This window comes from Spirochaetia bacterium (genome assembly GCA_022482625.1).
GTDB lineage: Bacteria > Spirochaetota > Spirochaetia > Sphaerochaetales > Sphaerochaetaceae > Pleomorphochaeta.
Genome location: JAKVOU010000001.1, coordinates 2,259,247 through 2,285,040, shown reverse-complemented (window position 1 = coordinate 2,285,040; position 25,794 = coordinate 2,259,247). Strand labels below are relative to the sequence as shown.

The 25,794-nt window shown below is 46.8% G+C and carries 35 protein-coding genes and 1 pseudogene; 1 reads left to right on the top strand and 35 read right to left on the bottom strand.

Annotated elements, in window-relative coordinates:
* Nucleotides 1–161: 161 nt before the first annotated feature.
* On the bottom strand, nucleotides 162–1,874 hold the full coding sequence (gene ptsP, locus LKE40_10425) for a phosphoenolpyruvate--protein phosphotransferase (protein ID MCH3917841.1): 1,713 nt from the start codon (nucleotides 1,872–1,874) through the stop codon (nucleotides 162–164).
* A gap of 114 nt (nucleotides 1,875–1,988) precedes the next feature.
* On the opposite strand from ptsP, the gene LKE40_10420 reads away from it, so the two are divergent.
* Complete coding sequence (locus tag LKE40_10420) at nucleotides 1,989–2,549, top strand: GerMN domain-containing protein (protein ID MCH3917840.1); 561 nt, start codon at nucleotides 1,989–1,991, stop codon at nucleotides 2,547–2,549.
* On the opposite strand, the gene LKE40_10415 is transcribed toward LKE40_10420, so the two are convergent.
* The 34 genes and pseudogenes from LKE40_10415 to rpoC all read right to left on the bottom strand — a co-directional run bounded on the left by LKE40_10415 (nucleotide 2,531) and on the right by rpoC (nucleotide 25,792).
* The gene (locus LKE40_10415) at nucleotides 2,531–3,304 is read right to left on the bottom strand and encodes a TlyA family RNA methyltransferase (protein ID MCH3917839.1); all 774 of its coding nucleotides are present in this window, start codon (nucleotides 3,302–3,304) and stop codon (nucleotides 2,531–2,533) included. The two genes, LKE40_10420 and LKE40_10415, sit on opposite strands and share 19 nt — an antisense overlap.
* Before the next feature lies 1 nt (nucleotide 3,305).
* The gene (locus tag LKE40_10410) at nucleotides 3,306–4,106 is read right to left on the bottom strand and encodes a TIGR00282 family metallophosphoesterase (GenBank protein ID MCH3917838.1); all 801 of its coding nucleotides are present in this window, start codon (nucleotides 4,104–4,106) and stop codon (nucleotides 3,306–3,308) included.
* Nucleotides 4,107–4,174: 68 nt separating this feature from the next.
* The gene (gene rny / locus LKE40_10405) at nucleotides 4,175–5,704 is read right to left on the bottom strand and encodes a ribonuclease Y (GenBank protein MCH3917837.1); all 1,530 of its coding nucleotides are present in this window, start codon (nucleotides 5,702–5,704) and stop codon (nucleotides 4,175–4,177) included.
* Between the two features lie 259 nt (nucleotides 5,705–5,963).
* Complete coding sequence (gene rplQ, locus LKE40_10400) at nucleotides 5,964–6,341, bottom strand: 50S ribosomal protein L17 (GenBank protein ID MCH3917836.1); 378 nt, start codon at nucleotides 6,339–6,341, stop codon at nucleotides 5,964–5,966.
* Nucleotides 6,331–7,383, bottom strand: a complete 1,053-nt coding sequence (locus tag LKE40_10395) for a DNA-directed RNA polymerase subunit alpha (protein MCH3917835.1) — start codon at nucleotides 7,381–7,383, stop codon at nucleotides 6,331–6,333. The genes rplQ and LKE40_10395 overlap by 11 nt, the downstream gene beginning before the upstream one ends.
* Nucleotides 7,384–7,532: 149 nt before the next feature.
* The gene (gene rpsK / locus LKE40_10390) at nucleotides 7,533–7,910 is read right to left on the bottom strand and encodes a 30S ribosomal protein S11 (protein ID MCH3917834.1); all 378 of its coding nucleotides are present in this window, start codon (nucleotides 7,908–7,910) and stop codon (nucleotides 7,533–7,535) included.
* 10 nt (nucleotides 7,911–7,920) lie between these two features.
* Nucleotides 7,921–8,286 carry a 30S ribosomal protein S13 gene (rpsM, locus tag LKE40_10385; protein ID MCH3917833.1) on the bottom strand — a complete coding sequence of 122 codons (366 nt, stop codon included), beginning with the start codon at nucleotides 8,284–8,286 and terminating at the stop codon, nucleotides 7,921–7,923.
* A gap of 49 nt (nucleotides 8,287–8,335) precedes the next feature.
* The gene (rpmJ, locus tag LKE40_10380; protein ID MCH3917832.1) at nucleotides 8,336–8,449 is read right to left on the bottom strand and encodes a 50S ribosomal protein L36; all 114 of its coding nucleotides are present in this window, start codon (nucleotides 8,447–8,449) and stop codon (nucleotides 8,336–8,338) included.
* 9 nt (nucleotides 8,450–8,458) lie between these two features.
* Entirely contained in the window at nucleotides 8,459–9,772 is a 1,314-nt protein-coding gene (gene secY / locus LKE40_10375; protein MCH3917831.1) for a preprotein translocase subunit SecY, read from the bottom strand.
* 21 nt (nucleotides 9,773–9,793) lie between these two features.
* Nucleotides 9,794–10,225: a 50S ribosomal protein L15 gene (rplO, locus tag LKE40_10370; GenBank protein ID MCH3917830.1), complete on the bottom strand. Its 432-nt coding sequence runs from the start codon at nucleotides 10,223–10,225 to the stop codon at nucleotides 9,794–9,796.
* A 1-nt stretch (nucleotide 10,226) separates the two neighbouring features.
* A complete protein-coding gene (rpmD, locus tag LKE40_10365) occupies nucleotides 10,227–10,415 on the bottom strand; it encodes a 50S ribosomal protein L30 (GenBank protein MCH3917829.1) in 189 nt (62 codons plus the stop codon).
* A gap of 2 nt (nucleotides 10,416–10,417) precedes the next feature.
* Nucleotides 10,418–10,924, bottom strand: coding sequence for a 30S ribosomal protein S5 (rpsE, locus tag LKE40_10360; protein ID MCH3917828.1), 507 nt, complete (start codon nucleotides 10,922–10,924; stop codon nucleotides 10,418–10,420).
* A 9-nt stretch (nucleotides 10,925–10,933) separates the two neighbouring features.
* Entirely contained in the window at nucleotides 10,934–11,293 is a 360-nt protein-coding gene (rplR, locus tag LKE40_10355; protein MCH3917827.1) for a 50S ribosomal protein L18, read from the bottom strand.
* A 16-nt stretch (nucleotides 11,294–11,309) separates the two neighbouring features.
* Nucleotides 11,310–11,846: a 50S ribosomal protein L6 gene (rplF, locus tag LKE40_10350; GenBank protein MCH3917826.1), complete on the bottom strand. Its 537-nt coding sequence runs from the start codon at nucleotides 11,844–11,846 to the stop codon at nucleotides 11,310–11,312.
* Nucleotides 11,847–11,857: 11 nt separating this feature from the next.
* Nucleotides 11,858–12,256, bottom strand: a complete 399-nt coding sequence (gene rpsH / locus LKE40_10345; protein ID MCH3917825.1) for a 30S ribosomal protein S8 — start codon at nucleotides 12,254–12,256, stop codon at nucleotides 11,858–11,860.
* 10 nt (nucleotides 12,257–12,266) lie between these two features.
* A complete protein-coding gene (locus tag LKE40_10340; GenBank protein ID MCH3917824.1) occupies nucleotides 12,267–12,452 on the bottom strand; it encodes a type Z 30S ribosomal protein S14 in 186 nt (61 codons plus the stop codon).
* Between the two features lie 11 nt (nucleotides 12,453–12,463).
* On the bottom strand, nucleotides 12,464–13,018 hold the full coding sequence (gene rplE, locus LKE40_10335; protein MCH3917823.1) for a 50S ribosomal protein L5: 555 nt from the start codon (nucleotides 13,016–13,018) through the stop codon (nucleotides 12,464–12,466).
* Nucleotides 13,018–13,320, bottom strand: a complete 303-nt coding sequence (gene rplX, locus LKE40_10330) for a 50S ribosomal protein L24 (protein MCH3917822.1) — start codon at nucleotides 13,318–13,320, stop codon at nucleotides 13,018–13,020. The genes rplE and rplX overlap by 1 nt, the downstream gene beginning before the upstream one ends.
* A gap of 11 nt (nucleotides 13,321–13,331) precedes the next feature.
* A complete protein-coding gene (gene rplN / locus LKE40_10325; GenBank protein MCH3917821.1) occupies nucleotides 13,332–13,697 on the bottom strand; it encodes a 50S ribosomal protein L14 in 366 nt (121 codons plus the stop codon).
* Between the two features lie 15 nt (nucleotides 13,698–13,712).
* Complete coding sequence (gene rpsQ / locus LKE40_10320; GenBank protein ID MCH3917820.1) at nucleotides 13,713–13,964, bottom strand: 30S ribosomal protein S17; 252 nt, start codon at nucleotides 13,962–13,964, stop codon at nucleotides 13,713–13,715.
* Between the two features lie 17 nt (nucleotides 13,965–13,981).
* Nucleotides 13,982–14,188: a 50S ribosomal protein L29 gene (gene rpmC / locus LKE40_10315; protein ID MCH3917819.1), complete on the bottom strand. Its 207-nt coding sequence runs from the start codon at nucleotides 14,186–14,188 to the stop codon at nucleotides 13,982–13,984.
* A gap of 3 nt (nucleotides 14,189–14,191) precedes the next feature.
* Nucleotides 14,192–14,608 carry a 50S ribosomal protein L16 gene (gene rplP, locus LKE40_10310; protein MCH3917818.1) on the bottom strand — a complete coding sequence of 139 codons (417 nt, stop codon included), beginning with the start codon at nucleotides 14,606–14,608 and terminating at the stop codon, nucleotides 14,192–14,194.
* A 2-nt stretch (nucleotides 14,609–14,610) separates the two neighbouring features.
* A complete protein-coding gene (gene rpsC, locus LKE40_10305; protein ID MCH3917817.1) occupies nucleotides 14,611–15,321 on the bottom strand; it encodes a 30S ribosomal protein S3 in 711 nt (236 codons plus the stop codon).
* Nucleotides 15,322–15,684, bottom strand: a complete 363-nt coding sequence (gene rplV / locus LKE40_10300; GenBank protein ID MCH3917816.1) for a 50S ribosomal protein L22 — start codon at nucleotides 15,682–15,684, stop codon at nucleotides 15,322–15,324.
* A gap of 3 nt (nucleotides 15,685–15,687) precedes the next feature.
* Complete coding sequence (gene rpsS, locus LKE40_10295) at nucleotides 15,688–15,963, bottom strand: 30S ribosomal protein S19 (GenBank protein MCH3917815.1); 276 nt, start codon at nucleotides 15,961–15,963, stop codon at nucleotides 15,688–15,690.
* A gap of 9 nt (nucleotides 15,964–15,972) precedes the next feature.
* Nucleotides 15,973–16,797: a 50S ribosomal protein L2 gene (gene rplB / locus LKE40_10290; GenBank protein MCH3917814.1), complete on the bottom strand. Its 825-nt coding sequence runs from the start codon at nucleotides 16,795–16,797 to the stop codon at nucleotides 15,973–15,975.
* Nucleotides 16,798–16,811: 14 nt separating this feature from the next.
* A complete protein-coding gene (rplW, locus tag LKE40_10285) occupies nucleotides 16,812–17,114 on the bottom strand; it encodes a 50S ribosomal protein L23 (GenBank protein MCH3917813.1) in 303 nt (100 codons plus the stop codon).
* 11 nt (nucleotides 17,115–17,125) lie between these two features.
* Nucleotides 17,126–17,755 carry a 50S ribosomal protein L4 gene (rplD, locus tag LKE40_10280; protein ID MCH3917812.1) on the bottom strand — a complete coding sequence of 210 codons (630 nt, stop codon included), beginning with the start codon at nucleotides 17,753–17,755 and terminating at the stop codon, nucleotides 17,126–17,128.
* 13 nt (nucleotides 17,756–17,768) lie between these two features.
* Nucleotides 17,769–18,389 (bottom strand): 50S ribosomal protein L3, encoded by a 621-nt coding sequence (gene rplC / locus LKE40_10275; GenBank protein MCH3917811.1) that lies wholly within the window; start codon nucleotides 18,387–18,389, stop codon nucleotides 17,769–17,771.
* A 16-nt stretch (nucleotides 18,390–18,405) separates the two neighbouring features.
* Complete coding sequence (gene rpsJ / locus LKE40_10270) at nucleotides 18,406–18,714, bottom strand: 30S ribosomal protein S10 (GenBank protein MCH3917810.1); 309 nt, start codon at nucleotides 18,712–18,714, stop codon at nucleotides 18,406–18,408.
* Nucleotides 18,715–18,778: 64 nt separating this feature from the next.
* Entirely contained in the window at nucleotides 18,779–19,969 is a 1,191-nt protein-coding gene (gene tuf, locus LKE40_10265) for an elongation factor Tu (GenBank protein ID MCH3917809.1), read from the bottom strand.
* 454 nt (nucleotides 19,970–20,423) lie between these two features.
* A complete protein-coding gene (gene rpsG, locus LKE40_10260) occupies nucleotides 20,424–20,894 on the bottom strand; it encodes a 30S ribosomal protein S7 (protein ID MCH3917808.1) in 471 nt (156 codons plus the stop codon).
* A 15-nt stretch (nucleotides 20,895–20,909) separates the two neighbouring features.
* Entirely contained in the window at nucleotides 20,910–21,284 is a 375-nt protein-coding gene (rpsL, locus tag LKE40_10255) for a 30S ribosomal protein S12 (GenBank protein MCH3917807.1), read from the bottom strand.
* A gap of 177 nt (nucleotides 21,285–21,461) precedes the next feature.
* Nucleotides 21,462–25,792, bottom strand: a pseudogene (gene rpoC / locus LKE40_10250) (DNA-directed RNA polymerase subunit beta').
* Nucleotides 25,793–25,794 lie beyond the last annotated feature (2 nt).

Here is a 25,794-nt window from a genome sequence, read left to right as displayed (position 1 = left end):
ACATCCTCTGTCCGAGGCAAGGAAGCCTTTTCCTTATCTTGACAGGGTACAAGTCCAGAACAGCCTGTTCATAAAATCCAGGCATTTCTTTGTGTTGCAGATGATAACCAGACAAGTGTATCTCTGTCAAGAACATGACATTATCCGCTGACATCTAAAAATCAATGCTGGCTCATCCAATCCTTCAGATACTTGGTAATGATACTGGCTGAAGAAAGCTTCAAGGCTCCGTCTGCAAGTTCCTTTGCCTCGGCATAGGTATGATTACGTAGCAACCTCCGTACTTCCAGGAGGCTCGAGGGGCTCATGCTGAACTCATCCAGCCCTAGACCGGCAAGCAAGACTGTAGCCAAGGGATCACTGGCCATTTCACCACACATACCGACAGGTATACCGGCCGCATGGGCATTGTCAATGATGATTTTGATAAGCCGTAGAACTCCCAGATGAAACGGTTGATAAAGATAGGCGATTTTTTCATTGCCTCTGTCAACCGCTATCGTATATTGTATCAGGTCATTCGTACCAATAGAAAAGAAATCAACTTTCCTAGCTAGGAAATCTGAACAAAGAGCAGCAGACGGCACCTCTATCATTGAGCCGACCTTAAGGTTCTCATCAAAGGGAACCTTTGAATTCCGCAACTCTTCCTTGACTTGCTCTAGGATAAACAGAACCTTGTCCAGCTCGTCGATACCGCTGATCATCGGAAACATGATATGCAACTTGCCATAAGCAGAAGCTCGCAAAAGAGCTCTCAGCTGTACGCGGAAGATATCTTTTCTTTCAAGGCAAAAGCGTACAGCCCTCCACCCCAAAATTGGATTTTCCTCATCAATACCAACCCCCGTGACAGCTTTGTCTCCACCGATATCGATAGTACGGATAGTCACAGGCAAACCATCCATGGCTGCGAGAACGGATTTGTAAGCCACGAACTGTTCTTCCTCAGTCGGCAAAGAAGAAGTCCGCAAATAGAGAGATTCACTCCTGAACAAGCCAATGCCAGCGGCACCTTTTTCAATGGCCCCGGGTATTTCATCTACGGTCTCGACATTGGCCTTCAACACATAGGACCTGCCATCAGGCGAAACAGACGGGAGTGATGCAATGGAAGAAAGTTCCCTCTGGTATGCCACCCACTCCTTTTCCCGTTTCCTGTATTCTTCATCGGTCCGCCATTCCGGCCGGATAAAAAACAGGCCGCTGTTGCCGTCAAGTATGACCTTGTCGCCATTCTGCAGCTTGCGGGTTGCACTTCCCAGTCCAAGTACCGTGGGAATTCCAAAGGAACGTGCAAAAATAGCAACATGGCTGGTTCTACCACCCGTATCAAGAGCTATGGCCTTTACGTGCTTCTTATCTATGGAAAGCATTTCCGATGGAAGAAGGGAATCGGCCACAAGGATGACATCATCATTCAGGTTTCCAAGCGAGGGTCGTTTCTTGCCCAACAACTCGGCAACCAGATGTTGCCCGACATCAGTAAAGTCTGCAGCCCGTTCGCTGATAAGCACGTCCTCACTGCCTTCCAAGGTTGCAACAAGGGAAGCTGTAACGCTTTCCACAGCCCAAGCAGCATTGAGGTTCCTGATCTTTACAGCATCTTTTATTTCACTGATATACTGCGGATCCATAAGCATTATCTTATGGGTTTCCAGGATGTCAAGTTGCTCACCAGCAGGAAGAGTCTTGATGATTATCTCAATCTCCTGCAAGGCATCTGCAACTGCAGTATCAAGCCGGCCCAATTCTTTCTCGACCTGTGAAGGCATGACTTTTTCTTTGTCGGCAACCAGGACCGTATGGAGAAAAAGCAAGGCATTTCCCCAAGCTATCCCCCCTGCAGCAGCAATTCCCTTGAGTATTCTCATATAACAATAGTACGGTCAAAACAGCCTATTGTAAAGTCATTTGCAGTCCAAAGAGTTAACTGGACAGGCTGCAGAACGCCAGATATCATACAGACAAGGAGAATACAAGCTGGCATGCAGGACCAACAGGAACAGACCGACCGCCATAAAACAGAATGGAAAAGGAAAAAACAGCTTTCAAAGAAGCTGTTGTTCCTGCTGTTGTTTCTGTGTATTACGGCACTTGAGCTTCTGGTCTTCATACCGAAGGTCAAGGAAACCATGGCCAAAGCAGATATACCCTCGCTCATTGCAAAAGAAAGTAAAAAACAAGAAAACAATACCAGTCTCACCAGTACTGTCTACTTCTACCATTTGAACGGCACATTGAGAGCATATCATCCGTCATTGGACAAGAACAATGACCTCTACCACGGGACATTCGAAGTACTTCTGAAAGGACCAGACAAAACTGTCCTTGAAGACCTATCCCTGACTTATATACCTGAAAAGACCAGGTTGCTGGGCATAACGGTCGCAAAGGGTATCACATATCTCAATCTTTCCGCTGATCTGCTTGACAGCAACGACCTGACGAAAGCAATCAACCAGCTGAAGGCTACAGCGAATGGGCTGAAAGCCGGGAATACCTTTGTACTGCTCATTGATGGAAAAGCCTATAGGCAGGATTCATAAAGTGAAAGGAAATCTCTGTAATCCTGCCCGCTTCCTTTTTTCAGCAACGCCATGAACTCAACGTTGCCTTTCCTTCCTTTTATCGGGCTGCTGATCATCTTTACTATGTCGACTTCATCTTCCTGTAGGTTTTCCCACACATGAAGCATGGTTTCCTGCAACAAGGACGGATCATGGATGACCCCCGTAAAATCTTTCTCCCATCTTGGTACTTCGAACTGTGGCTTTATCAATCCCAACAGGAACGTATCATTGCAGAGCGAAAGAATATGAGAGGCAGCACCTTTGATCGATCGAAAAGAAAGATCACAGACAGCTGCATCAGGAACAGGATCAAGCGCTTCCACTGCCATTATATTTGTCTTTTCATGCACCAAGACCCTATTGTCTGCACGTAATTTCCAATCCAGCTGGTTGTAGCCAACATCCACGCTATGTACAAGACGGGCTTCATGCTGCAAAAGACAATCGGTAAAGCCTCCTGTAGAGGCACCGGCATCAAGCACGACAAGACCTTTTACAGAAACATCAAAAGCACTCAGCGCAGCCTCAAGTTTCAGGCCGCCACGCGATACATATCGGTCAAAAGTAAATGATATGTCACTGTCTTCATCTATTTTTGCCTTTGGATCTGTGACAAGCTCACCATTGGCTAGCACGTTTCGACAAACTACATACGCAAGCAACCGGTCTTTTGAAAATTCCGGAAAGTCCTGACAGAGTTTTTTCAGCAATGGTGTTTTCTTGGATATCATCTCAGAATGTAAACTTCCTCATGATTCGTTCTATGGCGAGCGTATGCCCGTTGCTTCCGTCAATCTTAAGGCAAACTCCGCAGATCATCGGTGCAGTATCTGCAATCTGTGTACGCAAGGGCATCTGTGTCATCTGTTTTTGGATAGAAAGGGCAGGGTCAGAACCTATGACGCTCTCACTAGGCCCACATATACCGAGATCAGTGATAAACCCGGTCCCTTTAGGCAAAATCATCTCATCATTCGTTTGGACATGTGTATGTGTTCCGAGTACGGCACTGACACTTCCATCGAGATGGAAAGCCAGTGCTTTTTTCTCCTCAGGACTTTCAGCATGGAAATCTATAAGAATGGCAGAGACCGTGTTCTGCAGGTTACGTACAGCATCGGCACCGCAACGGAAAGGACAATCTGTTATAGGCATGTTGACCCGGCCCTGAAGATTCAGCACAGCTATCTTGTAACCTTTCCGCTCCACGATGGCACTGCCATGACCGAGTACCTTCGGCGGATAGTTCAAAGGACGCAGAAGATAGGGATCATTCTTCAAGGATTCAACCAGATCTTCCTGCTGCCATATGTGATTGCCACTTGTAATGACATCAACGCCAAGGGAAAAAAGCTGTCTTTTCTGTTCTTCTGCAAGGCCAAAACCAGCTGCCGCATTTTCTCCATTTACTACGACTACATCACTATGATAATCCTTCATCAGCTGTCCAAGCCCCATAAACAGAGCCCGCATGCCCGGTTGTCCGCATACATCGCCCAGCACTAGTGCAGTTATGATGTTTCCTTCCGCCATCTTTCCTTCCTTACAAAACAATAGGGAGGGCCTTTTCAAGGCACCTCCCCTGCTACCGAGAAAATTGTCTAACGAGCGTATTCAATAACTCGAGTTTCTCTTATGATAGTTACCTTGATCCTACCCGGATAACGAAGTTCAGCTTCGATTCTCTGGGCAATGTTCTTTGCCAATTCCTTGGCTTCTTGGTCACTGACGGTTTCATTGTTGACGAGAATCCGCAACTCCCTACCGGCCTGGACTGCAAAAGCTTTGTCCACTCCGGCAAAACTTTCGGCAATTTTCTCAAGGCTTTCCAGTCTCTTGATATAATTGTCCAGCGTTTCACGTCTGGCACCAGGACGGGCAGCACTGATGGCATCGGCAATCTGCACGATAACAGCCTCACTGCTCTGAGGTTCAACATCATTGTGGTGAGCAAGAATAGCATTGACTATGACAGGATCTTCTCCCAGTCTCTTGGCTTGTTCGGCACCGAGCTCAGCATGGTTAGCTTCGCTTTCCGTTTCCGTGCCTTTGCCGATATCATGGAGCAGGCCAGCACGCTTTGCAACTTCACTGTCAGCGCCGACCTCACTGGCTATCATACCCGAAAGGACTGCAACTTCCCTACTGTGATCCAATACATTCTGTCCATAGCTGGTCCTGAAGTACAATCGTCCGAGTGCACGGATCATTTCCTGGCTCATATTATGGATACCTAGGTCAAAGACAACTTTTTCACCTTCATCAGCAATGGTTCTGTCAACTTCCTTGGCAACCTTATTGACTACTTCTTCTATTCGTGAGGGATGAATCCTGCCATCCTGTACCAACCTTTCAAGCGCAACACGGGCAATTTCCTTTCTCACTGGATCGAAGCAGGAAATGACAACAGCCTCAGGAGTATCATCAATAATGACATCAACCCCAGTGAGGGTTTCCAAAGTCCTGATATTACGCCCCTCACGGCCAATGATACGACCTTTCATCTCATCACTAGGCAAGCTGACAGAAGCAATGGTCGCATCTCCGCTGACCTCGGTTGCCATCCGTTGAATTGAAGTAAGGATAATATCCCTTGCAACTTTGTCTGCCCGCAATTGGGTTTCCGTCTCTATTTTATTTATGACAGACTGTCCGTCTCGCTTTGCTTCGCCTTCCATCCTCTCAATAATAAGTTGTTTTGCTTCTTCACTGCTCATCTGAGCGATGTGTTCCAATTCGGAAAGAATTGATTTCTCTCTTTCTGAAAGCTCGGTTTCCCTCGCATCCAGATCTTTCTTTTGATCCTCCAAATGGCCCTTGGCTACCTCAAGTTCTTCTTGCTTCTGTTCGAGAGCCTCTTCCTTCTGCAGGACTCGCTTCTCGGATCGTTGGATCTCATTACGTCGCTCCCTGGATTCCTTTTCGACCTGCTGCTGCTCCTGCAACATTCGGTCTCGTGCCTCCAGGATTAACTCCTTGCTCTTCGCCTCAGCTTCTTTTGCTGCTTCTCTATCAAGTCGTTCAGCTTTCTGTTCAACGGAAGTCAATTTAAACTTAGAGAATATCCATCGTACAATAAAACCGATGATAATCCCAAGTACCACAAGAAGGAGATTTAGCAATATATTCATGTCCTTTCTCCTTAATGCAATTGTATCAATTCTATGCAACATCAATTTGTTTGTCAAGTTTAATGTTGCACAGCAAAGAGATAGAAAGACAAGTTGAAAAAATATCAACTGACTGGAAAACAGATTAATCAAACTGAATCAAACCAAAAGAAAAACCGCTACGGTAGTAGCGGCTTCAGCTTAGTAGCTTTGAATTGTGCATTCAGGGTGGTGGAGGCTTTTTTCTCTCCGTCCTGGACACGCTGTCTGGTAGGACAGCTTAGCCTTCTTTTGTCTCGGTCTTCTTTTCGACCAGTTCGAGAATGGCCATTTCTGCAGCATCACCAAGGCGATAGTTTGTCTTGAGAATACGAGTATAACCACCGTTGCGATCTGCATTCTTAGGGGCGATTTCTGTAAAAAGCTTATTGAGAACAGCCTGGTCCTTGATATCCCTGTTGATCATACGACGATTATGGACACTGTCGACCTTCGCACGTGTAATCATCTTTTCAGCCATTCTTCTAGCTTCCAGAGCCTTTGCCTTGGTAGTCTCAATCTTCTCATAGCGGAAGAGTGAGGTCACCATGTTGCGCAGCATTGCCTTGCGTTCCGCGGTGGTTCTGCTGAGTTGGTTAAAACCTATCCTATGTTTCATCTTCTTGTTCCTTCTTGCTAGGTACATTGACAGCGTTCTTCAGTACGCTGTAATCAGTCATACCGAGACTAAGGTTCCACTCTTTGAGCTTTTCCTTGATTTCAGACAGGGACTTCTTTCCGAAGTTCCGTGTCTTTGCAATCTCATCTTCGGTCTTCTTTGTCAAATCTCCGATCGTGCGGATATTTGCATTTTTCAAACAATTGCTTGAACGAACAGTCAACTCAAGTTCTTCAACGGAAGTATTAAGAATCTTTCTGACTCTTTCTTCCTCTTCGTCGATTTCCTCTTCACTGTTGATCAAAGCCTCATCAAAATTGATAAATACGGAAAAATGCTCCTTAGCAATCTTTGCAGCTTCTGCAAGAGCATTGACGGGAGCAATAGTCCCATCCGTATAAATCTCAAGGATCAGCTTGTCATAGTCATTGCGATAACCGACACGTGTCGGTTCAATGGAATACTTGACGCGAGTCACAGGGGAAAAGAATGCATCGATGGGAATCGTACCGACTTCTTCAATATACTTCTCATTGATTTCAGAAGGCACATATCCACGACCGAAGTCAATCTGTACTTCCATCTCGATATTTGCATCATCCATCATCGTGAAGATTTCAAGATCCTTATTGGTAATTTCAACCTGATCTCTCTCAAAGTTTGCACCAGTAATGACACCAGGGCCTTTGCAAGGGATAAGCAAATTAACGCCCTCGGAATCTTCTGGCATATGAATCTGCAATTTCTTGAGAGCTGCAATGATTTCGGAAATATCCTCACGGACACCAGGAAGTTGATCAAACTCACTGGTAATCATATGGGGAACACCTTCCTCATTGTAACTTGTGAACTTCACGGCAGTAACTGCATAACCTTGTATTGAGGAAAGAAGAATCCTTCGAAGCGTATTCCCGATAGTGGTACCGAAGCCACGTTCAAAAGGATAGGCAATGAACTTGCCATAATTCGGTTCAACCGCATTGTGCTCGAAACTAATCCCCTTTGGTTTCTTGAAGCCTTTCAAGAGGTTTTTACGTGCCATGGTTACTCCTTAATATCTGGAATGCAACAACAAATCTGCAAAACAGAGTTTCCTGTTGCTCCATAGATACAGGCAAGGCCCCTTCAGAGCCCTACCTATATTCCTGCAACACCATCTATGGTCAGACGCCACAGAAAGGTGATACTTCATCACACCCTGCGAGTCTTGCGCGGACGACAACCATTGTGTGGGATCGGGGTAACATCGCGGATAGAACGAACAGTCAAACCAAGGACACCCAAGGCCCTGATTGCACTTTCCCGTCCGACACCCGGTCCTTTGACGAAGACGTTTACTTCGCGAAGGCCTGAATCCATAGCCTTCTTTGCTGCTGTCTCACAAGTTGTCTGTGCAGCATAGGGAGTGGATTTTTTTGCACCGCGGAAACCAAGCCCGCCGGCACTCGCCCACGAAATGGCATTGCCCTCAAGGTCGGTGATCGTCACAATAGTATTGTTGAAGGTTGCCTGGATGTAGACATTGCCATCATAGACAGTCTTCTTGACTTTTCTTTTTGCTTTAGCCATCACCTACTCCTTATTTCTTCTTTCCTGCGACGGTTTTCTTCTTACCCTTACGAGTTCGGGCATTGGTCTTTGTTCTCTGTCCTCGCACAGGCAAACCTTTCCTGTGTCGAAGTCCACGATAGCAACCGATGTCCATCAGGCGCTTGATGTTCAGGGCGACTTCCGTGCGAAGACGTCCTTCCACTTTGTAATCAGACTCAATCACATGGCGGAGATCTGCCAATTGATCGGAGTCAAGGGTATTAATTCTTACATCGGGATTGATATTTGTCTTCTTGCAAATATCCATCGCCGAGACACTGCCGATGCCGTAGATATACGTCAATGCAATCTTAACAGCTTTGTTCGGCAAGTCAACACCTGCAATTCTTGCCATTAAAGGCCTCCTGAATTCTTATCTATAGAAGAGCGGCTCTCACCGAACTTTACTTCTGTCTCTGCTTATGCTTCGGGTTCTCACAGATGATCCGAACCACGCCATGTCTCTTGATTACCTTGCACTTGTCACAAATTGGTTTGACACTTGCTCTTACTTTCATACTAAGCTCCTAATATTTTCTCGACTTGCTCTGGCCAAATATACCATCCTGGTGATGCATTTTCATTACACCCTCGACCTGCTTCATGAAATCAAGATCGACACCGACCATGATGATCAGAGAAGTACCACCGAACAGCATCGAGACTGATGCCGGTAGGTTAAGTGATCTCTGCAACAAAGTAGGTATCAGAGCAATGAAAGCCAAAAACAGGGAACCGGGAAGTATGACTCTGTTGATTACCCGTGTAAGGTATTCTTCAAGCCTTTCGCTCCGGATGCCTGGGACCGACCCACCATTCTCACGAATCTGCTTTGCCATGTCAACAGGATTCAAGGTAACCTGTGTATAGAAATAAGCAAAACCAATGATCAACAGGGCATAGATTATTGCGTAGGGGGCGCCCTGAGGATTCAGCCAGTTGGCAAAAGTAGCCAGCCATTTTACCTGTGCTCCGGCATTTGCCGCAATCTGCAAAGGGAAAGACAGCAAAGCTGATGCAAAGATAACCGGAATGACGTTGCTTGGATTGAGCTTGATAGGAATGTAAGTACTCTGAGCACCATACATTTTCCTACCGACCACGCGCCTTGCATAGTTCACCGGAATCTTTCTTTCACCAGATTCCTCATATACTACCAAGCCAACCACGATGATAAACATCACAAATATGGCAACCAGTGCGAGAGCATTCAGGGTTCCGGCCTTGACACTCTGTACCAGAGTCACGATAGCAGAAGGAATCCTGGCAACAATACCAGCAAAAATCAGCAGGCTGATGCCATTCCCTATCCCGTACTGAGTAATCTTATCACCTATCCAAACAAGGAACATACTTCCTGCAGTAACCGACAGCATTGCAATCAATGTAAATGGCAACCGACTCATCGTCATGACGTTCGGAATAGAATTAGCATAAATTGTAATAACATAGGACTGAATCAAACATACTGCAATCGTACCGTAACGAGTATACTCTTGTATTTTCTTTACGCCATGGGGATCCTGCGCAAGTTTCCTCAGGCTGGGAACAACAACCATCAGCAACTGCAGGATAATCTGCATACTGATGTAAGGCATGACGCCCAACATGAAAAGCGAAAAATTAGAAAATGCCCCACCTGAAAAGAAGTTCAGATAATCAGTAAAACCGAAATTCGTCGAACTGCTCTGGGAAAGGAAATATTGCTGGAGAACCTTGACGTCAATACCTGGAATAGGTATCACCGCGCCCACTCTGCTGACAAGCAGCAGAAGGAACGTGATGAGGAATTTATGCCTCAACTCCTTGATTCTCATCATGTCTACTAGGGAGTTTGCCATAGCGATCAACCTTCTTTTATGTTATCTTATCTCTCCGCCGGCAGCTTTGATTTTCTCAGCTGCAGAAGCGGACACCTTCAGACCCTCGACAATTACCTTCTTGGTCAATTCGCCATTGGCAAGAATCTTAGCCTGGACATCATGTCCCTTGACCAATTTTGCCTGCTTAAGTGCATCAAGGTTAATCGTTGCTCCTTCTTCAAAAACCCTGTCTATTGCACTAAGGGCAACAGGCTGATAGGTCTTTTTAAAAGGCGCATTGGAAAAACCTCTCGTAGCAACACGACGATACAAGGGCATCTGACCGCCCTCAAAGCCAGGACGGACACCGCCGCCGGAACGGGAATTCTGTCCATTGTTGCCCCTACCACAGGTACGGCCCTTGGAAGATGCCCCACGTCCGACAATAGTCTTTTTCTTATTTGCACCGATAGGTGCCTTAATCTGTCCCATCTTACATCTCCTCGACTTTGACAAGGTGCTGAATGACACGTACCATACCCAACATATCGGGAGTAGCATCAATTACTACGCTACTGCCAATCTTGCCAAGGCCAATAGCTTTGACGGTTTTGCGCTGGTTTGGGATACGACCAGAAAGTCCACCAGTCAAGGTAACCTTGAGTTTCTTTGCTTCTGCCATACTCAACCCCACATCTCACTCAGAGACTTACCTCTGTTCTTTGCTATTTCACGGGCATTGAACAAATGTTCAAATGCATCAAAAGCAGCCTTTACGGTGTTGATGGTATTCTTTGAACCCAAGGACTTGCCAAGGATATCCGTAATACCAGCTGCATCGCAAATAGCCCTGACTGCGCCACCGGCAATTACACCAGTACCAGGAACTGCAGGCTTAATCAATACGCTCGCGCTCTTGAAATTACCTAGGCTCTCATGCGGAACCGTACCATTCTTCATCGGAATCTCAATCAGACTGCCCTTGGCTCGGTCAACCGCTTTGCGGATAGCATCTGAAACATCATTTGCCTTGCCGAAACCATAGCCTACCTTGCCCTTTGAGTCACCAACGACGACCAATGCGGAAAAAGAATACCTTCTACCACCTTTGACTACCTTGGCAACACGGTTGAGCTTGATCAGCTTCTCGACGTACCCATCGTTCTTGTCATCTTTTTTGGATCTTTCCACGGTATCCCCCTAGAATTTTACGCCGGCGCTACGAGCGCCATCAGCAATACTCTTTACGATGCCATGATAGAGGTAGCCGTTTCTATCAAACACACATGTCGTAATGTTTTTCTCGATCATCCTCTTACCAGCGACTTCTCCCAGCTTCGCAGCGTCGTCAACAGTGTTCTTCAGTTCACTGAGCTCAGCCTCGACAGTGTTTGCAGAAACAAGGGTAACACCTGCCACATCATCAATCACTTGGACATACATGTGTCGATTGCTACGAAAAACAGTCAACCTCGGCCTGCTGGCAGTACCCGAGAGGTGTTTTCTGATATGAAGTTTTCTTCTCAGATGCCTTCTTCTCTTATCAATTACTTTATCCATCTCTTATACCTACCGTTTACTTACCTGACTTACCGACCTTTCTGCGAATGACTTCATCCTCATATTTGATGCCCTTGCCCTTGTAGGGTTCAGGACTTCTGAGAGAACGGATTTCAGCAGCTGTCTGACCCACAAGCTGCTTGTCAATTCCAGAAACCTTTATCTTGCCAGGATTTTCACATTCCATCGTAATACCCTGTGGGATAATGAACTCAATGACAGTCGAATATCCAAGATTAAGAGTCAGGACTTTTCCTTTTACCTCGGCACGGTAACCCACGCCGTTGATTAGCAAAGTCTTGGAAAAACCTTCGGAAACACCGATGACCATATTATGGATCAACTGTCTATAAAGTCCCTGGTAGCTATTGGCTACTTTTGATTCTCCATCAAATGTTACCAAAACTTCCTTATCCTTGGCTTCAATGGTGACTTCAGGGCGATAGGTCTGTGAGAGCTTGCCTTTCGGTCCCTCTACAGTCACAAGGCCATCCGCCACAGCTACTTTAACCCCTGCCGGAATGGCAACAGGCATTTTACCAATACGTGACATACTTCACCACCTTACCATACAGTGCAGATCAGCTCACCGCCGACCTTCTGTTCACTGGCACTCTTTCCTGTAATGACACCGACTGAGGTCGAAACGACCAACACACCATGGCCGTTGAAGACCCTTGGCATTCTGCGGTATCCACTGTATACACGACGCCCAGGCGTAGAAACACGCTGGATATCATGCAACACAGGACCCTGTTTCTCATCATACTTCAAGAAGATACGTACAAAGGAAAAACCATCCTTGGAAACTTTCTTGAAATTTTTTATATAGCCTTCATTCTTCAGGATTTTCACAATCTGGAGCTTCATTTTGGAAGTACTGATATCTACTTTCTCATGCTTAGCCCGACTAGCATTCCTGATTTTAGTCAGCATATCTGCAATTGGATCACTTACAGCCATTTTACTTCTCCTACCAACTTGACTTCGTCACGCCAGGAATCTGGCCGTCACTGGCAAGATTACGGAAGCAGATCCTGCACATACCGAACTTGCGCATATATCCATGAGGCCTTCCACAAATCTTGCAACGATTTACTTTTCTCGTACTGAACTTAGGGTCTCTGTTAGCCTTAACAATCAATGATTTCTTAGCCATCTTATATCCTCTTACTTTGCGAACGGCATGCCAAGCAACTTGAGCAAGGCAAACCCTTCTTCATCGGTCTTGGCCGTCGTGACGATTGCAATGTTCAGGCCACTGATACGTTCAATCTTATCGAAGTCAATTTCAGGAAAAATAATCTGCTCGGTAATGCCCAGGGAATAGTTTCCATGACCATCAAAGGCATGCGGTTTGACCCCTCTGAAATCCTTGACACGAGGCAGTGCGATGCAAATCAATCTTTCCAAGAAAAACCACATATTGTCATTACGAAGCGTAACCATAGCTCCGATTTCCTGACCGGCACGAATCTTGAAATTCGCAATAGATTGCCTAGCCTTTGTCTTGAGTACATGCTGACCAGTAATCTGTTCAAGTTCCTTGACTGCTGCATCCAACAGTTTTTTGTTTGTAACGGCCTCTCCGACACCAACACTGACAGTAATTTTTTCAAGTTTTGGAATCTGCATGACTGAGGAATAACCGAATTGCTTGAAAAGCTGGTCTTTTACTTCCTCATCGTACTTCCTTTTGAAATTAGGTACAAACTTTTCTTCCATTAGAGCACTTCCCCAGTCTTCTTTGCATAACGGATTTTCTTACCGCTTTCGTCGAACTTATAACCAATCCTGCTGACCTTTCCGTTGGAAACAAGCGCAACGTTGGAAACATGGATCGGAGCTTCAATGTCAATAATCCCGCCTTGATCCTGCGGAGAGCGCTTTTTTACGGTCTTCTTGACCATATTTGCACCCTGGACAATGACCCTTTCCTTCTTGGGATCCACTTTGATGATCTTCCCGACAAAGCCCTTGTCTTTCCCGGCAATGACCTTCACAGTGTCATTCTTTTTCAGCTTCATAGCCTCTTCTCCTACAACACTTCCGGCGCGAGGGAAACAATCTTCATATAGCCACTTCTCAATTCACGAGCAACTGGCCCAAAGATACGCTTGCCGCGCGGGTTATTGTTGGCATCAATGATAACGCAAGCATTGTCATCGAACCTGATATAGGTACCGTCAGGTCTTCGGTATTCCTTTTTCGTACGCACGATCACTGCCTTGAGAACTTCACCTTTTTTAATGGCGCCGTTCGGAACGACAGTCTTCACTGCAACCACAACCACATCACCGACACTGGCAACATACCTATGGCTACCGCCCAGAACTTTGATGATCTGGACACGTTTGGCGCCGCTGTTGTCAGCAACGTTCAAATAACTCTGCATCTGTACCATGACGTCTCTCCTTGCTTACCGAGCGCGCTCGACGATCTTGGTGAGGCGCCAGCACTTGTCCTTGCTGTAATGACGGCATTCGACGACACGGACCGTATCCCCGATATGGGCATCATTATGTTCGTCATGGGCCTTCACCTTCTTGGTTTTGGTCACATACTTCTTATACAAAGGATGCAAGCTTCTTGTATTGATGGCTACGACGATAGTCTTGTCCATCTTGTCACTGACAACCTTTCCTGTAAAAGCTTTCTTGTTAACTTCCATCTTACGTCGTGCCTCTCTCAGTTAGCCGTCTTGCGAATGCCAAGGGCATATTCGTGGATGAGCGTATTGAGGCGAGCAATCTGCCTCTTCGTCGTCCGTATGGAAAGGGGATTGTCAATATGACCAAGAACCCGATCCATGCGAATCTTCAAATACTGCTGTCGAAGTTCGTCACGCTTTGCAATCATCTCTTCCAAAGTAAGGTCATTGAATGAATTTTTCATTGTCTACTCCATTTCCCTTCTGACGACGATCTTGGTCTTGATCGGAAGTTTAGCCGCTGCAAGCGTCAATGCTTCCTTGGCCAAATCTGCTTCGACACCACCCATCTCAAACATAATGGCACCTTTCTTTACGACTGCCACCCATCCTTCTGGATTACCTTTACCATTTCCCTGTCTTGTTTCAGCAGGCTTCTTGGTATATGGCATATCGGGGAAGATCCTGATCCATACCTTGCCGCCACGTTTGATGTGACGTGTCATGGCAATACGGGAAGCCTCAATCTGACGATTGGTGATCCATCTCGGTTCAAGAGCCATAAGGCCATATTCACCGAAGGCAAGAGTATTGCCGCGATGAGCAACACCGTCCCTTTTGCCTCTTTGTCTCTTTCTATGAATTACTCTCTTCGGACTAAGCATACTTAACTCCTTACTTCAGCGTCATATTCACGCTTTGAAGGTTTGCGAACAAGCCCTCCTGCATCGTCCTTCTTGGCATGCTCATAGATCTCACCGTTGAAAACCCACACCTTGACACCAATGGCACCGAAGGAAGTGTGTGCTGCACAGAAACCATAGTCAATGTCAGAACGAAGCGTATGCAAAGGAACGCGCCCTTCCTTCATCCATTCCGTCCTTGCGATTTCAGCACCGCCAAGACGACCTGAGCACCTGATCTTCACACCCTGGGCTCCGCTCTGCATTGCTTTTGCAACTGCCATCTTCATGGCCCGGCGGAACGATCCACGAGCAACCAGCTGTCTTGCAACATTTGCAGCAATAAGCTGAGCATTGGCCTCAGGTTTCTTGATTTCCTTAATCTTGATCTGGACCTTTTTCTCAGAAAGTTTCTGCAACCGTGCACCCAGCTTTTCGACGTTAGCACCTTTTGAGCCGATGATGATTCCCGGTCTGCTGGTAGTAATCACGATGGTTACCCGCTGAGGCTTCCTGATGATTTCCACATCGGCAATCTCTGCGCCCTGGACTTCAGGACATCCCAGAAGAGTCCTGCGCAGCTTAAGGTCCTCATGGAGGGTATCGACATAATCGCGAGGATCCACATACCACTTGGATTTCCAAGTCTTATTGACCCCAAGACGGAGTCCAATTGGATTAACTTTCTGGCCCATTTATTCCCCCAACCTTGCTTTTTCGTCAACGACGACAGTAATATGAGACATTCTCTTTAAAAGAATATCACGTCTTCCATGGGATCTGGGCCAAACTCTCTTCATCCGTGGACCGTCATCAATAAAGACGGTGGAGACATATAAATCTTCCTCTCCGAGCTTGCTGTTGACATCCATGGCGTTTGCTCCGGCACTGTTGAGCACTTTAAGGAGCAAACGGGCACCTTTCTGAGGCATTGCCCTCAGGATACCCTCAGCCTCCTTGTATGACTTACCCCTCACAAGATTCGCAACAGGACGGACCTTACTGGGAGAAATCAGCAGATACTTGGCGACTGCTCTATAACCTTGTTTGTTTTCCATATCTTACCTACCTTTCTTATCGGTAGCGGTATGACCACGGAAAATCCTGGTAGGTGCGAATTCACCGAGCTTATGCCCGACCAGATTTTCAGTTACATACACAGGAATCCACGTTTTTCCGTTATATACGGAAATCGTCAATCCAACCATCTCAGGGATAATCATCGAAGAACGAGAGTACGTCTTGACCATTACGCCCTTGTCAGCCTTTTTAGCCGCATTTACCCTTTTCAAGAGCTTTTCTTCAACAAAAGGGCCTTTTTTAATTGATCTTGCCACTTTATACTCCTACTTCCGCTTCTTGACGATAAATCTATTCGAAGGCTTCTTCTTGGCACGAGTCTTGCCACCCTTGGCCAACTTGCCGGTCGGGGATACAGGCGCACGACCAGTACTGGTCTTACCTTCACCACCACCATGCGGATGGTCGACAGGATTCATGGCAACACCACGGACTTTCGGTCTGCGCCCAAGATGGCGGCTTGCACCGGCTTTGCCCAGGCTGACATTCATGTGATCCTCATTGCCAAGCTGCCCGATCGTAGCGTAGCACTCGCCGAAGACAAGACGCATTTCGCCGGAAGGCAATCTGACCGTTACGTAATCTCCTGACTTTGCAACAATCGAGGCACTCAATCCGGCACTGCGGACAAGCTGACCTCCACGGCCAAGGTTCAGTTCGATATTGAAAACACTCATGCCCAGCGGGATATTCTTCAACGGAAGAGCATTGCCCACAGACACAGGAACATCTGGTCCGCTTATGATCTTATCACCTACAGAGATTCCCTTCGGTGCAAGCATATAGCGTTTCTCACCATCTGCATAAAACACCAAGGCAATGTTCGCACTGCGGTTCGGATCATATTCAAGAGTCTTGACTGTCCCGGAGATTCCATACTTGTCGCGCCTGAAATCAATGATACGATATGCACGCTTATGGCCACCGCCTCTACGGCGTACACTGATACGACCAAATGAATCACGACCAGCCTTCTTATTAAGACTGACAGTAAGGGATTTCTCAGGTCGATTCGTAGTCAATTCATCGAAGGACAAAGTAGCCCGCTGACGAAGACCTGGAGTATTGGGCTTATAAGTTTTTAATGCCATTTTTCACATTCTCCTTATACGCCTTCGATGGCTTGGATGGATTCATCCTTAGCCAAGGTTACGACAGCCTTTTTCCATGCACCAGTATCACCCTTGGTGTTGCCACCCTTGCCTCTGGTATATTTAGGCTTGCCTTTGACATTCATCACATTACACTTTGTCACTTGCACCTTGAAGAGCTCGGCCACTGCGGATTTGATATCCTGCTTGTTGGCACGGCGGTCAACTTCAAAAGTGTATTTCTTACATGCACTTTCACGGGCCAAATTTGACTTTTCACTCAGGATAGGTGCAATGATTACTTCATCTGCTCTCATTTCTGTCCCCTTTACTTGTTACCGTAGAAGTCATTCAAGTTCAGTGCGGCACCTTCCAGGACCAAGATCTTGCGGGCGTAAAGCAGTTCCTTGGCACAGAGTCTGTTGAAGGCAAGGATATGCAGATAAGGAATGTTTCTTCCTGCTCTGCGCAACATTGCGTCATCGTCCTTCATGATAAGGACAGTCCTCTTTTCGTCACACTTGAAGTTCTTCAAAATAGCAATCAGATCTTTGGTCTTGCCGTTCTCACTGGTAAAGTTCTCAACAACTACAAGGCGGTCTTCTTTAACTGCCATAGAGAGGAGACTCTTCATTGCAAGACGTTTCATCTTCTTAGGGATGGAGTAACTGTAATCCCTAGGCCTAGGCCCGAAGATTGTACCTCCACCGACATGTACAGGAGACTTCTTGTCACCAGAACGTGCATTACCAGTTCCCTTCTGCTTGAAAGGCTTAGTATTGCTGTAATTGACCTCAGCACGGGTCTTTGTACTTGCTGTACCTACACGGCGATTTGCAAGCTCATTGTTAACGGCATAGTAGATGCAGCCATCAGAGACTTCACGGTCGAACACTGAAGGGTTCAGCTCGATGGTCTTGACTTCACTACCGTCCGTAGAAAAGACTTTGGTTTCCATATCTATCTCGTCCCTACTTTTTGATCGCTTTCTTCACAATGACAACACTTTGGGCGGGACCAGGAATAGCACCTTTGACCATAAGTACCTGCATCTTTTCATCCACACGTACGACCCTTAGATTCTGAACCGTGTTCTTTTCACCACCCATTCTTCCGGCCATATGATGGCCTTTGAAAGTACGAGATGGAGTAGAAGACATTGCTGTACCACCGATGTCACGATGGAACTTTGAACCGTGGGTTGCACGGCCGCCGCTGAATCCATGGCGCTTCATACCTCCGGCATAGCCTTTACCTTTGGTAGTGCCTGTCACGTCAACAAAAGTCGTATCCTTGAAAACATCGACACCAAGCACATCTCCGACATTGACTTCCTTCTCATAGCCACGGAACTCCATCAGGTACTGCTTGGGTTCACAGATTTCCTTGAACTGTCCCGCATAAGGTTTGGTGATGGTACTTTTTTTCCTGTCAACAGAACCCAGGACAGCGGCTGAATAGCCGTTTTTCTCCTCGGTCCTCTGGTCGACGACTACATTGTCATCAAACTTTATTACCGTCACAGGTGTCAGTCTGCCTTGTGCATCAAACACCTGCGTCATTCCAACTTTTTTGCCGATAAGCCCTAACATTTCTTACCTCACCTCTTTACTGTTTAATCTCTACGTCAACTCCGGCGGGAAGCTCAAGCTTCATGAGGGCATCCATAACCTTAGACGTGGGATCCAAAATGTCAATCAAGCGCTTATGGGTTCTCATTTCAAACTGTTCACGTGCTTTCTTATTGACATGGGGCGACTTCAGGACAGTAAATTTGTTAATACGAGTCGGGAGAGGTACCGGACCTGATACGGTTGCACCGGCCTTAACAACTGTCTGGACGATTGCCTTTGAACTTTGCTCTACAAGCTCAACATCAAATCCTCTCAATCTGACCCGAATTCTTTCTTTAGCCATTATTCCTCCAAAAAACGGGCCTTGCCAGGTATTGACACGCTGGCAAGACATTCGCTGATAGAAACTATTCGATGATCTCAGTTACCTGGCCAGAAGCAACAGTCCTACCACCTTCGCGGATAGCGAAGCGGAGACCCTTGTCCATGGCAATCGGGTGGATCAACTCAACAGTAAAGGATGTATTGTCACCAGGAAGCACCATCTGCTTGTCGGCAGGAAGCTCGACAGTACCTGTTATGTCAGTAGTCCTGAAGTAGAACTGCGGGCGATAGCCAGTGAAGAAAGGCTTATGACGGCCACCTTCATCCTTGTCAAGTACATAGACGGTTCCTACGAACTTCTTGTGAGGAGTGATGCTCTTCGGGGCAGCAAGTACCTGTCCACGGACAACATCCTTCTTGTCCACACCACGAAGAAGTGCACCGATGTTATCACCTGCTTCACCTTCATCAAGAGTCTTGTTGAACATCTCAACGCCGGTAACGACGGTGTCACGTGTATCCTTGATACCAACAATCTGTACGGGATCATTGATACGCACTTCACCACGTTCGACACGGCCGGTAACAACAGTACCACGTCCTGAAATAGAGAAGATATCTTCAATAGGCATAAGGAAAGGCTTGTCAAGATCACGGACCGGAAGAGGAATATAAGTATCCATTGCATCAAGCAGTTCGTCGATGCATTTTGTCTTCTCAGGATCATCAGGATGCTCAAGTGCTTCATAAGCTGAACCGCGGATGACAGGACAATTGTCACCGTCAAAGCCATTTTCCTTGAGGAGGTCTCTCATTTCCTCTTCAACGAGGTCAATCAGTTCAGGATCATCGACCTGGTCAGTCTTGTTGATAAAAACGATAATTGCAGGTACACCGACCTGACGAGCAAGAAGCAGATGTTCCTTGGTCTGAGCCATTGCGCCATCTGTAGCAGCAACTACGATGATAGCTCCATCCATCTGAGCTGCACCAGTAATCATGTTCTTGATATAGTCAGCGTGTCCCGGGCAGTCAACGTGAGCGTAGTGCCTGTTCTTGGACTGGTATTCGACGTGACGGGTGTTGATGGTAATACCACGTGCCTTCTCTTCGGGTGCATTGTCAATTGCATCATAAGCAAGGGCCTTGTCACCGAACAGTCTTGCGCAGTGCTGTGTAATTGCGGCAGTGAGTGTAGTCTTACCGTGGTCAACGTGACCAATTGTCCCGACGTTAACATGCGGCTTGTTTCTTACATACTTCTCTTTAGCCATCTCTTTCCTCCTTGTGCCGTACCTACGGTCACAAAAAAAATAAAATATGTGGTTATAAAGGCCCAAAGCCTTTATACATTGCCTGGTCAAAGAGGCAAACTACCGCATACAAAAGGAAAGTAATGAATCCAGAGGTCGAAACCGATGTTTCACAGCACGACTTAGCAGAAGTTTGAAAAAAACTCGCATTCTGGAACCATACAATACCCGTGTTACGGTCAATCGTTTGGCTCTTTGTCTCCGCACATAAAAGCATTAGCTGGCTTTTACGCGAACTTTGACCAATATATTGGAAAGAAAACAGAATGTCAAGTCACAAGCAAGTAGAAATCTGATATATTTTTAGCTAAAAAAATTTATTAAAGCAAAAACAGTACGGACACAAGCCCGCAAGGCGAAAAAAAGGCAGCCTATCCTTTTTCTGGACGGCTGCCATAATTGCATATAGGAATTTCTACCAACGGAAATGTGAAAAAGCCTTGTTTGCTTCTGCCATGCGGTGCGTATCTTCCTTCTTTTTGAAAGCAGATCCGGTATTCGCATAAGCATCAAGAAGTTCACTTGAAAGCTTTTCTCCCATTGAATGACCATTGCGGTTACGAGCAGCAGAAATCAACCATCTCATGGCAAGTGCCTCGCCACGGGTAGCATTGATTTCGACCGGTACTTGGTAGGTCGAACCACCGACACGGCGGCTCTTTACTTCAACGACAGGTTTCACATTGTCAATCGCCTTAAGAAATACATCCAACGGTTTCTCGCCGGTTTTTTCTCCCAAGACTTTCATGGCATCATACAGAATCCGTGTACTGACGGATTTCTTCCCATCTACCATCATACGGCAGATGAACTTTTCCACCACGGTACTTCCATAGATGGCATCGGGCAAAATAGGACGCTTTGCTGCGGTTTTTCTCCTAGACATTTCTTCCCCTCCTCATCAAGCCTTTGGCTTCTTGGCACCGTACTTGGAACGGCTTCTCTTCCGATCTGCAACACCAAGAGTATCCTTCGCGCCACGGATGATATGGTAACGGACACCGGGAAGGTCCTTTACCCTTCCTCCACGAAGCAGAACCACAGAGTGTTCCTGGAGGTTATGTCCAATACCAGGAATATAAGCAGTGACTTCAATTCCATTTGAAAGCCTCACACGAGCGACCTTCCTCAAAGCTGAGTTAGGCTTCTTAGGTGTGACGGTCATGACTCTGGTGCACACCCCACGCTTCTGCGGGCATCCATCAAGGGCCGGAGACTTGGTTTTGTTCAACTGGGTCTTCCTACCCTTTCTGATCAGCTGATTAATAGTAGGCATCTTTTCGATACTCTCCCTTTCTTGTTATTGATCCACACCTCACTCACAATCGGGGGATCTGCACTTTCCGCAAGGAAAGTGCCTCCATCGAGAAAAATACAGCCAGCATGTATGTCAAAAGCCCCATCAACAATGACAGATCCAATCCGACAAGGTCTCACCGACAGGCTCAGTACCTCAGTCCTCATCCTCTGAATCATCCGGTTCTACGACATCAACTGCACTCTTCAAATTTGCATTATCTTCCAAGCCCATGTCGGCAACCATCTTTTCACGACGTTTGGCGACTTCCTCGGCCTGTGCAAGCCTTGACCGCTGAAGCAGTTCTTCATCGGCAAGCTTTATATTCCGATAGCACTTCATCCCTGTACCAGCAGGAATAAGATGCCCGATGATAACATTTTCCTTAAGCCCTCGTAACTCATCTTTTTTACCAGCTATGGCAGAATCTGTCAATACCTTGGTCGTTTCCTGGAAGGAAGCTGCAGAAATGAAAGAATCAATAGCCAATGCGGCTCTGGTAATTCCCAGCAACAGGGGTTTTGCAACGGCAGGTTGGCCACCAGCCTTCTGCACTCGCCTGTTCTCCGTATGGAACTTATGCTTCTCAACCTGCTGCCCATGTACCAACGTAGTATCACCTGCGGATACGACTTCGACCTTCCGGAGCATTTGCCTCACAATAATGCCCAGATGCTTGTCGTTGATATCTACGCCCTGCATCCTGTACACTTCCTGGACTTCATTGACCAGGAACGACTGGAGCGCATTCTCTCCCAGGATATCAAGGATATCATGGGGATCAATTGCTCCGTCACAAAGTGGTTCGGCTGCTTCGACTTCATCTCCGTCACGGACAAGCAAGTGTTTGCCAAGTGGTACGTAATGCTTGAAGCTTCTGCCGAAATCATCGACGACCTTGACGACTCTCTTGCCTTTCGAGATTGCCTTTTCCTTGCTCTTCTCCTTCGGATTCGAACTGGCAATCTCAACTTTGCCTGAAACCTGTGCCAATACGGCAGGATTCTTCGGCCTCCGCGCTTCAAAGAGTTCACCTACACGGGGCAAGCCACCTGTAATATCAGCTGTCTTCGTGCCACTCTTGAGCAATTTGGCCAGAATCTCACCTGTCCCGACCTTTGCACCATTCTCACAAAGCAAGAACGTAGCACCAGGTAGCAAATATGTACTGAGTATCTCCCCGCTGCCATCCGGTCCACTTGTAATAAGAATGGTAGGCTGCAAGGATTCCAGACTGTGTTCTGTAATCTTCATTTCCACGTTTCCAGTCTCAGCATTTACTTCCTTGATCAACGTAGATCCCAGCTTGATATCCTTGAAGGCAATATAACCGTCATTTTCTGCAATGAACGGCTCACTGAACGGGTCAAATGTAACGATGGTATCTCCCATTTCGATCAACTTGCCTTCTTCAATTTCCCTATCCAGCTCAGAACCAGCCCTGATGACAGACTTCATCTGATTGCCTACGATCAGCATCCTTTTTCCAAGCTTGAGTACAGATCCATTTACAGAAGAAGGCACATCCTTGCCATCCTTGCGATAAATCGGCATACCCTTTGCAACAGGGGAACCATCAGCAACAAGCAATTCCACAGCAGAATCACCCGTAACAGCAATTTCATCAACTACGGCTCGATACAGGCAGGGATCCTTTTCTGGTAAATACTCTGACACCATCAGATTCCCTTACGACAATCGACCCCTGAAGTGCATCAACGACAATCGGTTGCTTGAAAGTAAGCTTATTTTCCTCTGCACTGGTCGAAGCAGTACCACCGACGTGGAATGTTCTCATAGGTCAGCTGGGTACCAGGTTGTCCGATGGACTGTGCCGCTATGGTTCCCACCGCTTCACCGATATCCACAGGTCTGTTGGTAGCCAGGTTCCTGCCGTAGCATTTACGGCAGACTCCATGGGCAGCTTCACATGTAAGAACAGTCCTCAGCAGTACCTTCTCGATACCTGCGTCCTCAATTTCCTTCGCTACCTTTTCGTCAATTTCCACATTGGCAGGTGCAATAAGAGCTCCCGTGAACGGATGGTGTACGTCCTCAACAGGGCAACGTCCCACGATACGTTCGCTCAATGACTCAACTACATCATCACCATCCATCAGAGGCCCACGCCAAATACCGTTGATAGTATGGCAGTCATCCTCATTGACAACTACATCCTGTGAAATATCGACCAGACGGCGGGTGAGATAACCGGCTTCCGCAGTCTTGAGTGCAGTATCTGACAGACCCTTACGAGCACCATTGGTAGAAATGAAGAACTCGATTATAGAAAGTCCTTCCTTGAAGTTCGATTTGATCGGGAACTCAATGACATCACCGGAAGGCTTTGCCATCAAGCCACGCATGCCACCCAACTGCCTTATCTGCGTCTTTGAACCACGGGCTCCAGAATCAGCCATCAGATACAATGGATTAAAGCCATTCTGGCTCTTTTTGAGTTCATCCATCAAAGCATCTGCCAGCTTATCGTTGGCATTGGTCCATACCTCAATGACACGGTTATACCGTTCATCCTGGGTAATATGTCCGGAACGATACTGTTCCAGAATTTCCGACTGCTTCGCTGAGGCATCAGCCATCAGCTCTGCCTTTGCATCCGGAATAATCATATCAGAAAGTCCGATTGTTGCACCGAAGACCGTCGCATACTTGAAACCAATGTCCTTGACAGCATCCAGCATCTTGATTGCAACGGAATTCTCCCGTTCTGTAATCGTCTTGCCGATCAGCTTCTTGAGTTCCTTGTCACCCAGACAATAATTCTGGAACTCTGTTCCTTCCGGCAATACGGCATTGAATATGACACGGCCCGGTGTGGTTTCAATCTTCTTACCATCAGACAGCTTGTACCTGATCAATGCATTGTAAGAAAGCGCCTTACTGTCAATTGCAAGTTCAATCTCACTGAGATTGTCATAATAATGTCCAGTACCCTGCGCACCTTTCATTTCCTTGGTCAAATAATAGATACCAAGAACCATATCCTGCGAAGGGAATACAATCGGCTTGCCATTTGCAGGGTCAAGCAAGTTCGTAGCACTGAGCATCATGGTCCAGCATTCCAATTGCGCAGCATGCGTCAACGGAATGTGGATTGCCATCTGGTCACCATCAAAGTCAGCATTGAAAGCATGACATACAAGAGGATGGAGCTTGATGGCCTTGCCATCGACCAATACCGGTTCAAAAGCCTGAATACCCAGACGGTGCAACGTAGGTGCACGGTTGAGCATGACAGGATGTTCGCGTACTACATCATCCAAGATTGACCAGACTTCATCGGTTTCCTGCTCAACAAGGCTCTTTGCCTTCTTGATGTTATATACCACACCCTTTTGGACCAATTTTTTCATAATGAAAGGCTTGAACAATTCCAAGGCCATCTTGGAAGGCAAACCACATTGGTGGATCCTAAGTTCAGGTCCTACGACGATTACCGAACGGCCGGAATAATCTACACGTTTGCCCAGCAGGTTCTGTCTGAAACGGCCCTGCTTGCCCTTGAGCATGTCAGAAAGGCTCTTGAGTGGCCTGTTGTTGGCACCCTTGACGACCCTTTTCCTCTTTGAATTATCAAACAGCGCATCGACAGCTTCCTGCAACATGCGCTTTTCATTCCTTATAATGATATCAGGAGCATGAAGTTGGATAAGGCGGGAAAGTCGGTTGTTTCTGTTGATAAGCCTGCGATACAGGTCGTTGAGGTCACTGGTAGCAAATCTTCCGCCATCCAGCTGTACCATAGGCCTGAGATCCGGTGGAATGACAGGAATAACTGTCAGTATCATCCATTCAGGCTTGTTTTCAGAATTACGGAAAGCCTCACACACCTCGATTCTCTTGAACAGGTGCTTGTCAATCTTGTCTTCCTTGTTCCGCATTTCCTCGCGAAGCTCAAAAGCAAGATCGTCCAAGTCCAAGTTCATCAGAAGCTGGCGAATGGCCTCCGCTCCCATGCCTGCCTGTACGGCATCGCCGAATTGCTCGACAGCTTCCTGATATTCATCTTCAGTAAGAATCTGCCTAGGTTTCAGACCGGTAGATTCATCAGCCTTGATGACAATATATTTTTCATAGTACAGGACGCTCTGCAATGCAGAACGGGAAAGCTCAAGCAAAAGGCCAAGCCTGGAAGGTACGGAACGGTAGTACCAGATATGTGCTACAGGAGATGCCAGGGTAATATGTCCCATACGTTCCCTACGGACCTTCACATTGGTAACTTCGACTCCGCAACGGTCACAGATTACACCTTTGTACCGGATTGACTTGAACTTGCCGCAGTAACATTCCCAGTCCTTGGTAGTTCCGAATATCTTTTCACAGAACAGTCCGTCCCTCTCCGGCCGAAGCGTCCTGTAGTTGATGGTTTCCGGCTTTTTTACTTCGCCATAGGACCATGCCTTGATCTGCTCGGGAGAAGCCAACTTAATCCTTATGCTATCGAAATCCTGAATTTCTTTCATCA

Bases quoted from the DNA above. Each gene is read 5' to 3' on its own strand.
- rpsK (MCH3917834.1), bottom strand. From the start codon at position 7,910: ATGGCTAAAGCAAAAAGAAAAGTCAAGAAGACTGTCTATGATGGCAAT.
- rpsJ (MCH3917810.1), bottom strand. From the start codon at position 18,714: ATGGCTAAAGAAAGAATTCGGGTCAGATTGAGAGGATTTGATGTTGAG.
- rpsG (MCH3917808.1), bottom strand. From the start codon at position 20,894: ATGTCTAGGAGAAAAACCGCAGCAAAGCGTCCTATTTTGCCCGATGCC.
- rpsL (MCH3917807.1), bottom strand. From the start codon at position 21,284: ATGCCTACTATTAATCAGCTGATCAGAAAGGGTAGGAAGACCCAGTTG.
- ptsP (MCH3917841.1), bottom strand. From the start codon at position 1,874: ATGAGAATACTCAAGGGAATTGCTGCTGCAGGGGGGATAGCTTGGGGA.
- rplW (MCH3917813.1), bottom strand. From the start codon at position 17,114: ATGAGAGCAGATGAAGTAATCATTGCACCTATCCTGAGTGAAAAGTCA.
- rplP (MCH3917818.1), bottom strand. From the start codon at position 14,608: ATGCTTAGTCCGAAGAGAGTAATTCATAGAAAGAGACAAAGAGGCAAA.
- rplD (MCH3917812.1), bottom strand. From the start codon at position 17,755: ATGGAAACCAAAGTCTTTTCTACGGACGGTAGTGAAGTCAAGACCATC.
- secY (MCH3917831.1), bottom strand. From the start codon at position 9,772: ATGGCAAACTCCCTAGTAGACATGATGAGAATCAAGGAGTTGAGGCAT.
- rplF (MCH3917826.1), bottom strand. From the start codon at position 11,846: ATGTCACGTATTGGTAAAATGCCTGTTGCCATTCCGGCAGGGGTTAAA.
- rplX (MCH3917822.1), bottom strand. From the start codon at position 13,320: ATGAAGCTGAAAAAGAATGACACTGTGAAGGTCATTGCCGGGAAAGAC.
- rpmD (MCH3917829.1), bottom strand. From the start codon at position 10,415: ATGGCAGAAGCAAAGAAACTCAAGGTTACCTTGACTGGTGGACTTTCT.
- rplO (MCH3917830.1), bottom strand. From the start codon at position 10,225: ATGGGACAGATTAAGGCACCTATCGGTGCAAATAAGAAAAAGACTATT.
- LKE40_10420 (MCH3917840.1), top strand. From the start codon at position 1,989: ATGCAGGACCAACAGGAACAGACCGACCGCCATAAAACAGAATGGAAA.
- LKE40_10395 (MCH3917835.1), bottom strand. From the start codon at position 7,383: ATGGCACGTAAAAACCTCTTGAAAGGCTTCAAGAAACCAAAGGGGATT.
- LKE40_10340 (MCH3917824.1), bottom strand. From the start codon at position 12,452: ATGGCTAAGAAATCATTGATTGTTAAGGCTAACAGAGACCCTAAGTTC.
- rpsH (MCH3917825.1), bottom strand. From the start codon at position 12,256: ATGGCTGTAAGTGATCCAATTGCAGATATGCTGACTAAAATCAGGAAT.
- rny (MCH3917837.1), bottom strand. From the start codon at position 5,704: ATGAATATATTGCTAAATCTCCTTCTTGTGGTACTTGGGATTATCATC.
- rplR (MCH3917827.1), bottom strand. From the start codon at position 11,293: ATGGATAAAGTAATTGATAAGAGAAGAAGGCATCTGAGAAGAAAACTT.
- rpmC (MCH3917819.1), bottom strand. From the start codon at position 14,188: ATGAAAAATTCATTCAATGACCTTACTTTGGAAGAGATGATTGCAAAG.
- rpsM (MCH3917833.1), bottom strand. From the start codon at position 8,286: ATGGCAAGAATTGCAGGTGTTGACTTGCCGAACAAAGCTGTTAAGATT.
- rpmJ (MCH3917832.1), bottom strand. From the start codon at position 8,449: ATGAAAGTAAGAGCAAGTGTCAAACCAATTTGTGACAAGTGCAAGGTA.
- rpsC (MCH3917817.1), bottom strand. From the start codon at position 15,321: ATGGGCCAGAAAGTTAATCCAATTGGACTCCGTCTTGGGGTCAATAAG.
- tuf (MCH3917809.1), bottom strand. From the start codon at position 19,969: ATGGCTAAAGAGAAGTATGTAAGAAACAAGCCGCATGTTAACGTCGGG.
- rplN (MCH3917821.1), bottom strand. From the start codon at position 13,697: ATGGTACAGATGCAGAGTTATTTGAACGTTGCTGACAACAGCGGCGCC.
- rplB (MCH3917814.1), bottom strand. From the start codon at position 16,797: ATGGCATTAAAAACTTATAAGCCCAATACTCCAGGTCTTCGTCAGCGG.
- rpsQ (MCH3917820.1), bottom strand. From the start codon at position 13,964: ATGGAAGTTAACAAGAAAGCTTTTACAGGAAAGGTTGTCAGTGACAAG.
- rplE (MCH3917823.1), bottom strand. From the start codon at position 13,018: ATGGAAGAAAAGTTTGTACCTAATTTCAAAAGGAAGTACGATGAGGAA.
- rplV (MCH3917816.1), bottom strand. From the start codon at position 15,684: ATGGAAAACAAACAAGGTTATAGAGCAGTCGCCAAGTATCTGCTGATT.
- LKE40_10415 (MCH3917839.1), bottom strand. From the start codon at position 3,304: ATGATATCCAAGAAAACACCATTGCTGAAAAAACTCTGTCAGGACTTT.
- rplQ (MCH3917836.1), bottom strand. From the start codon at position 6,341: ATGAAACATAGGATAGGTTTTAACCAACTCAGCAGAACCACCGCGGAA.
- LKE40_10410 (MCH3917838.1), bottom strand. From the start codon at position 4,106: ATGGCGGAAGGAAACATCATAACTGCACTAGTGCTGGGCGATGTATGC.
- rplC (MCH3917811.1), bottom strand. From the start codon at position 18,389: ATGTTAGGGCTTATCGGCAAAAAAGTTGGAATGACGCAGGTGTTTGAT.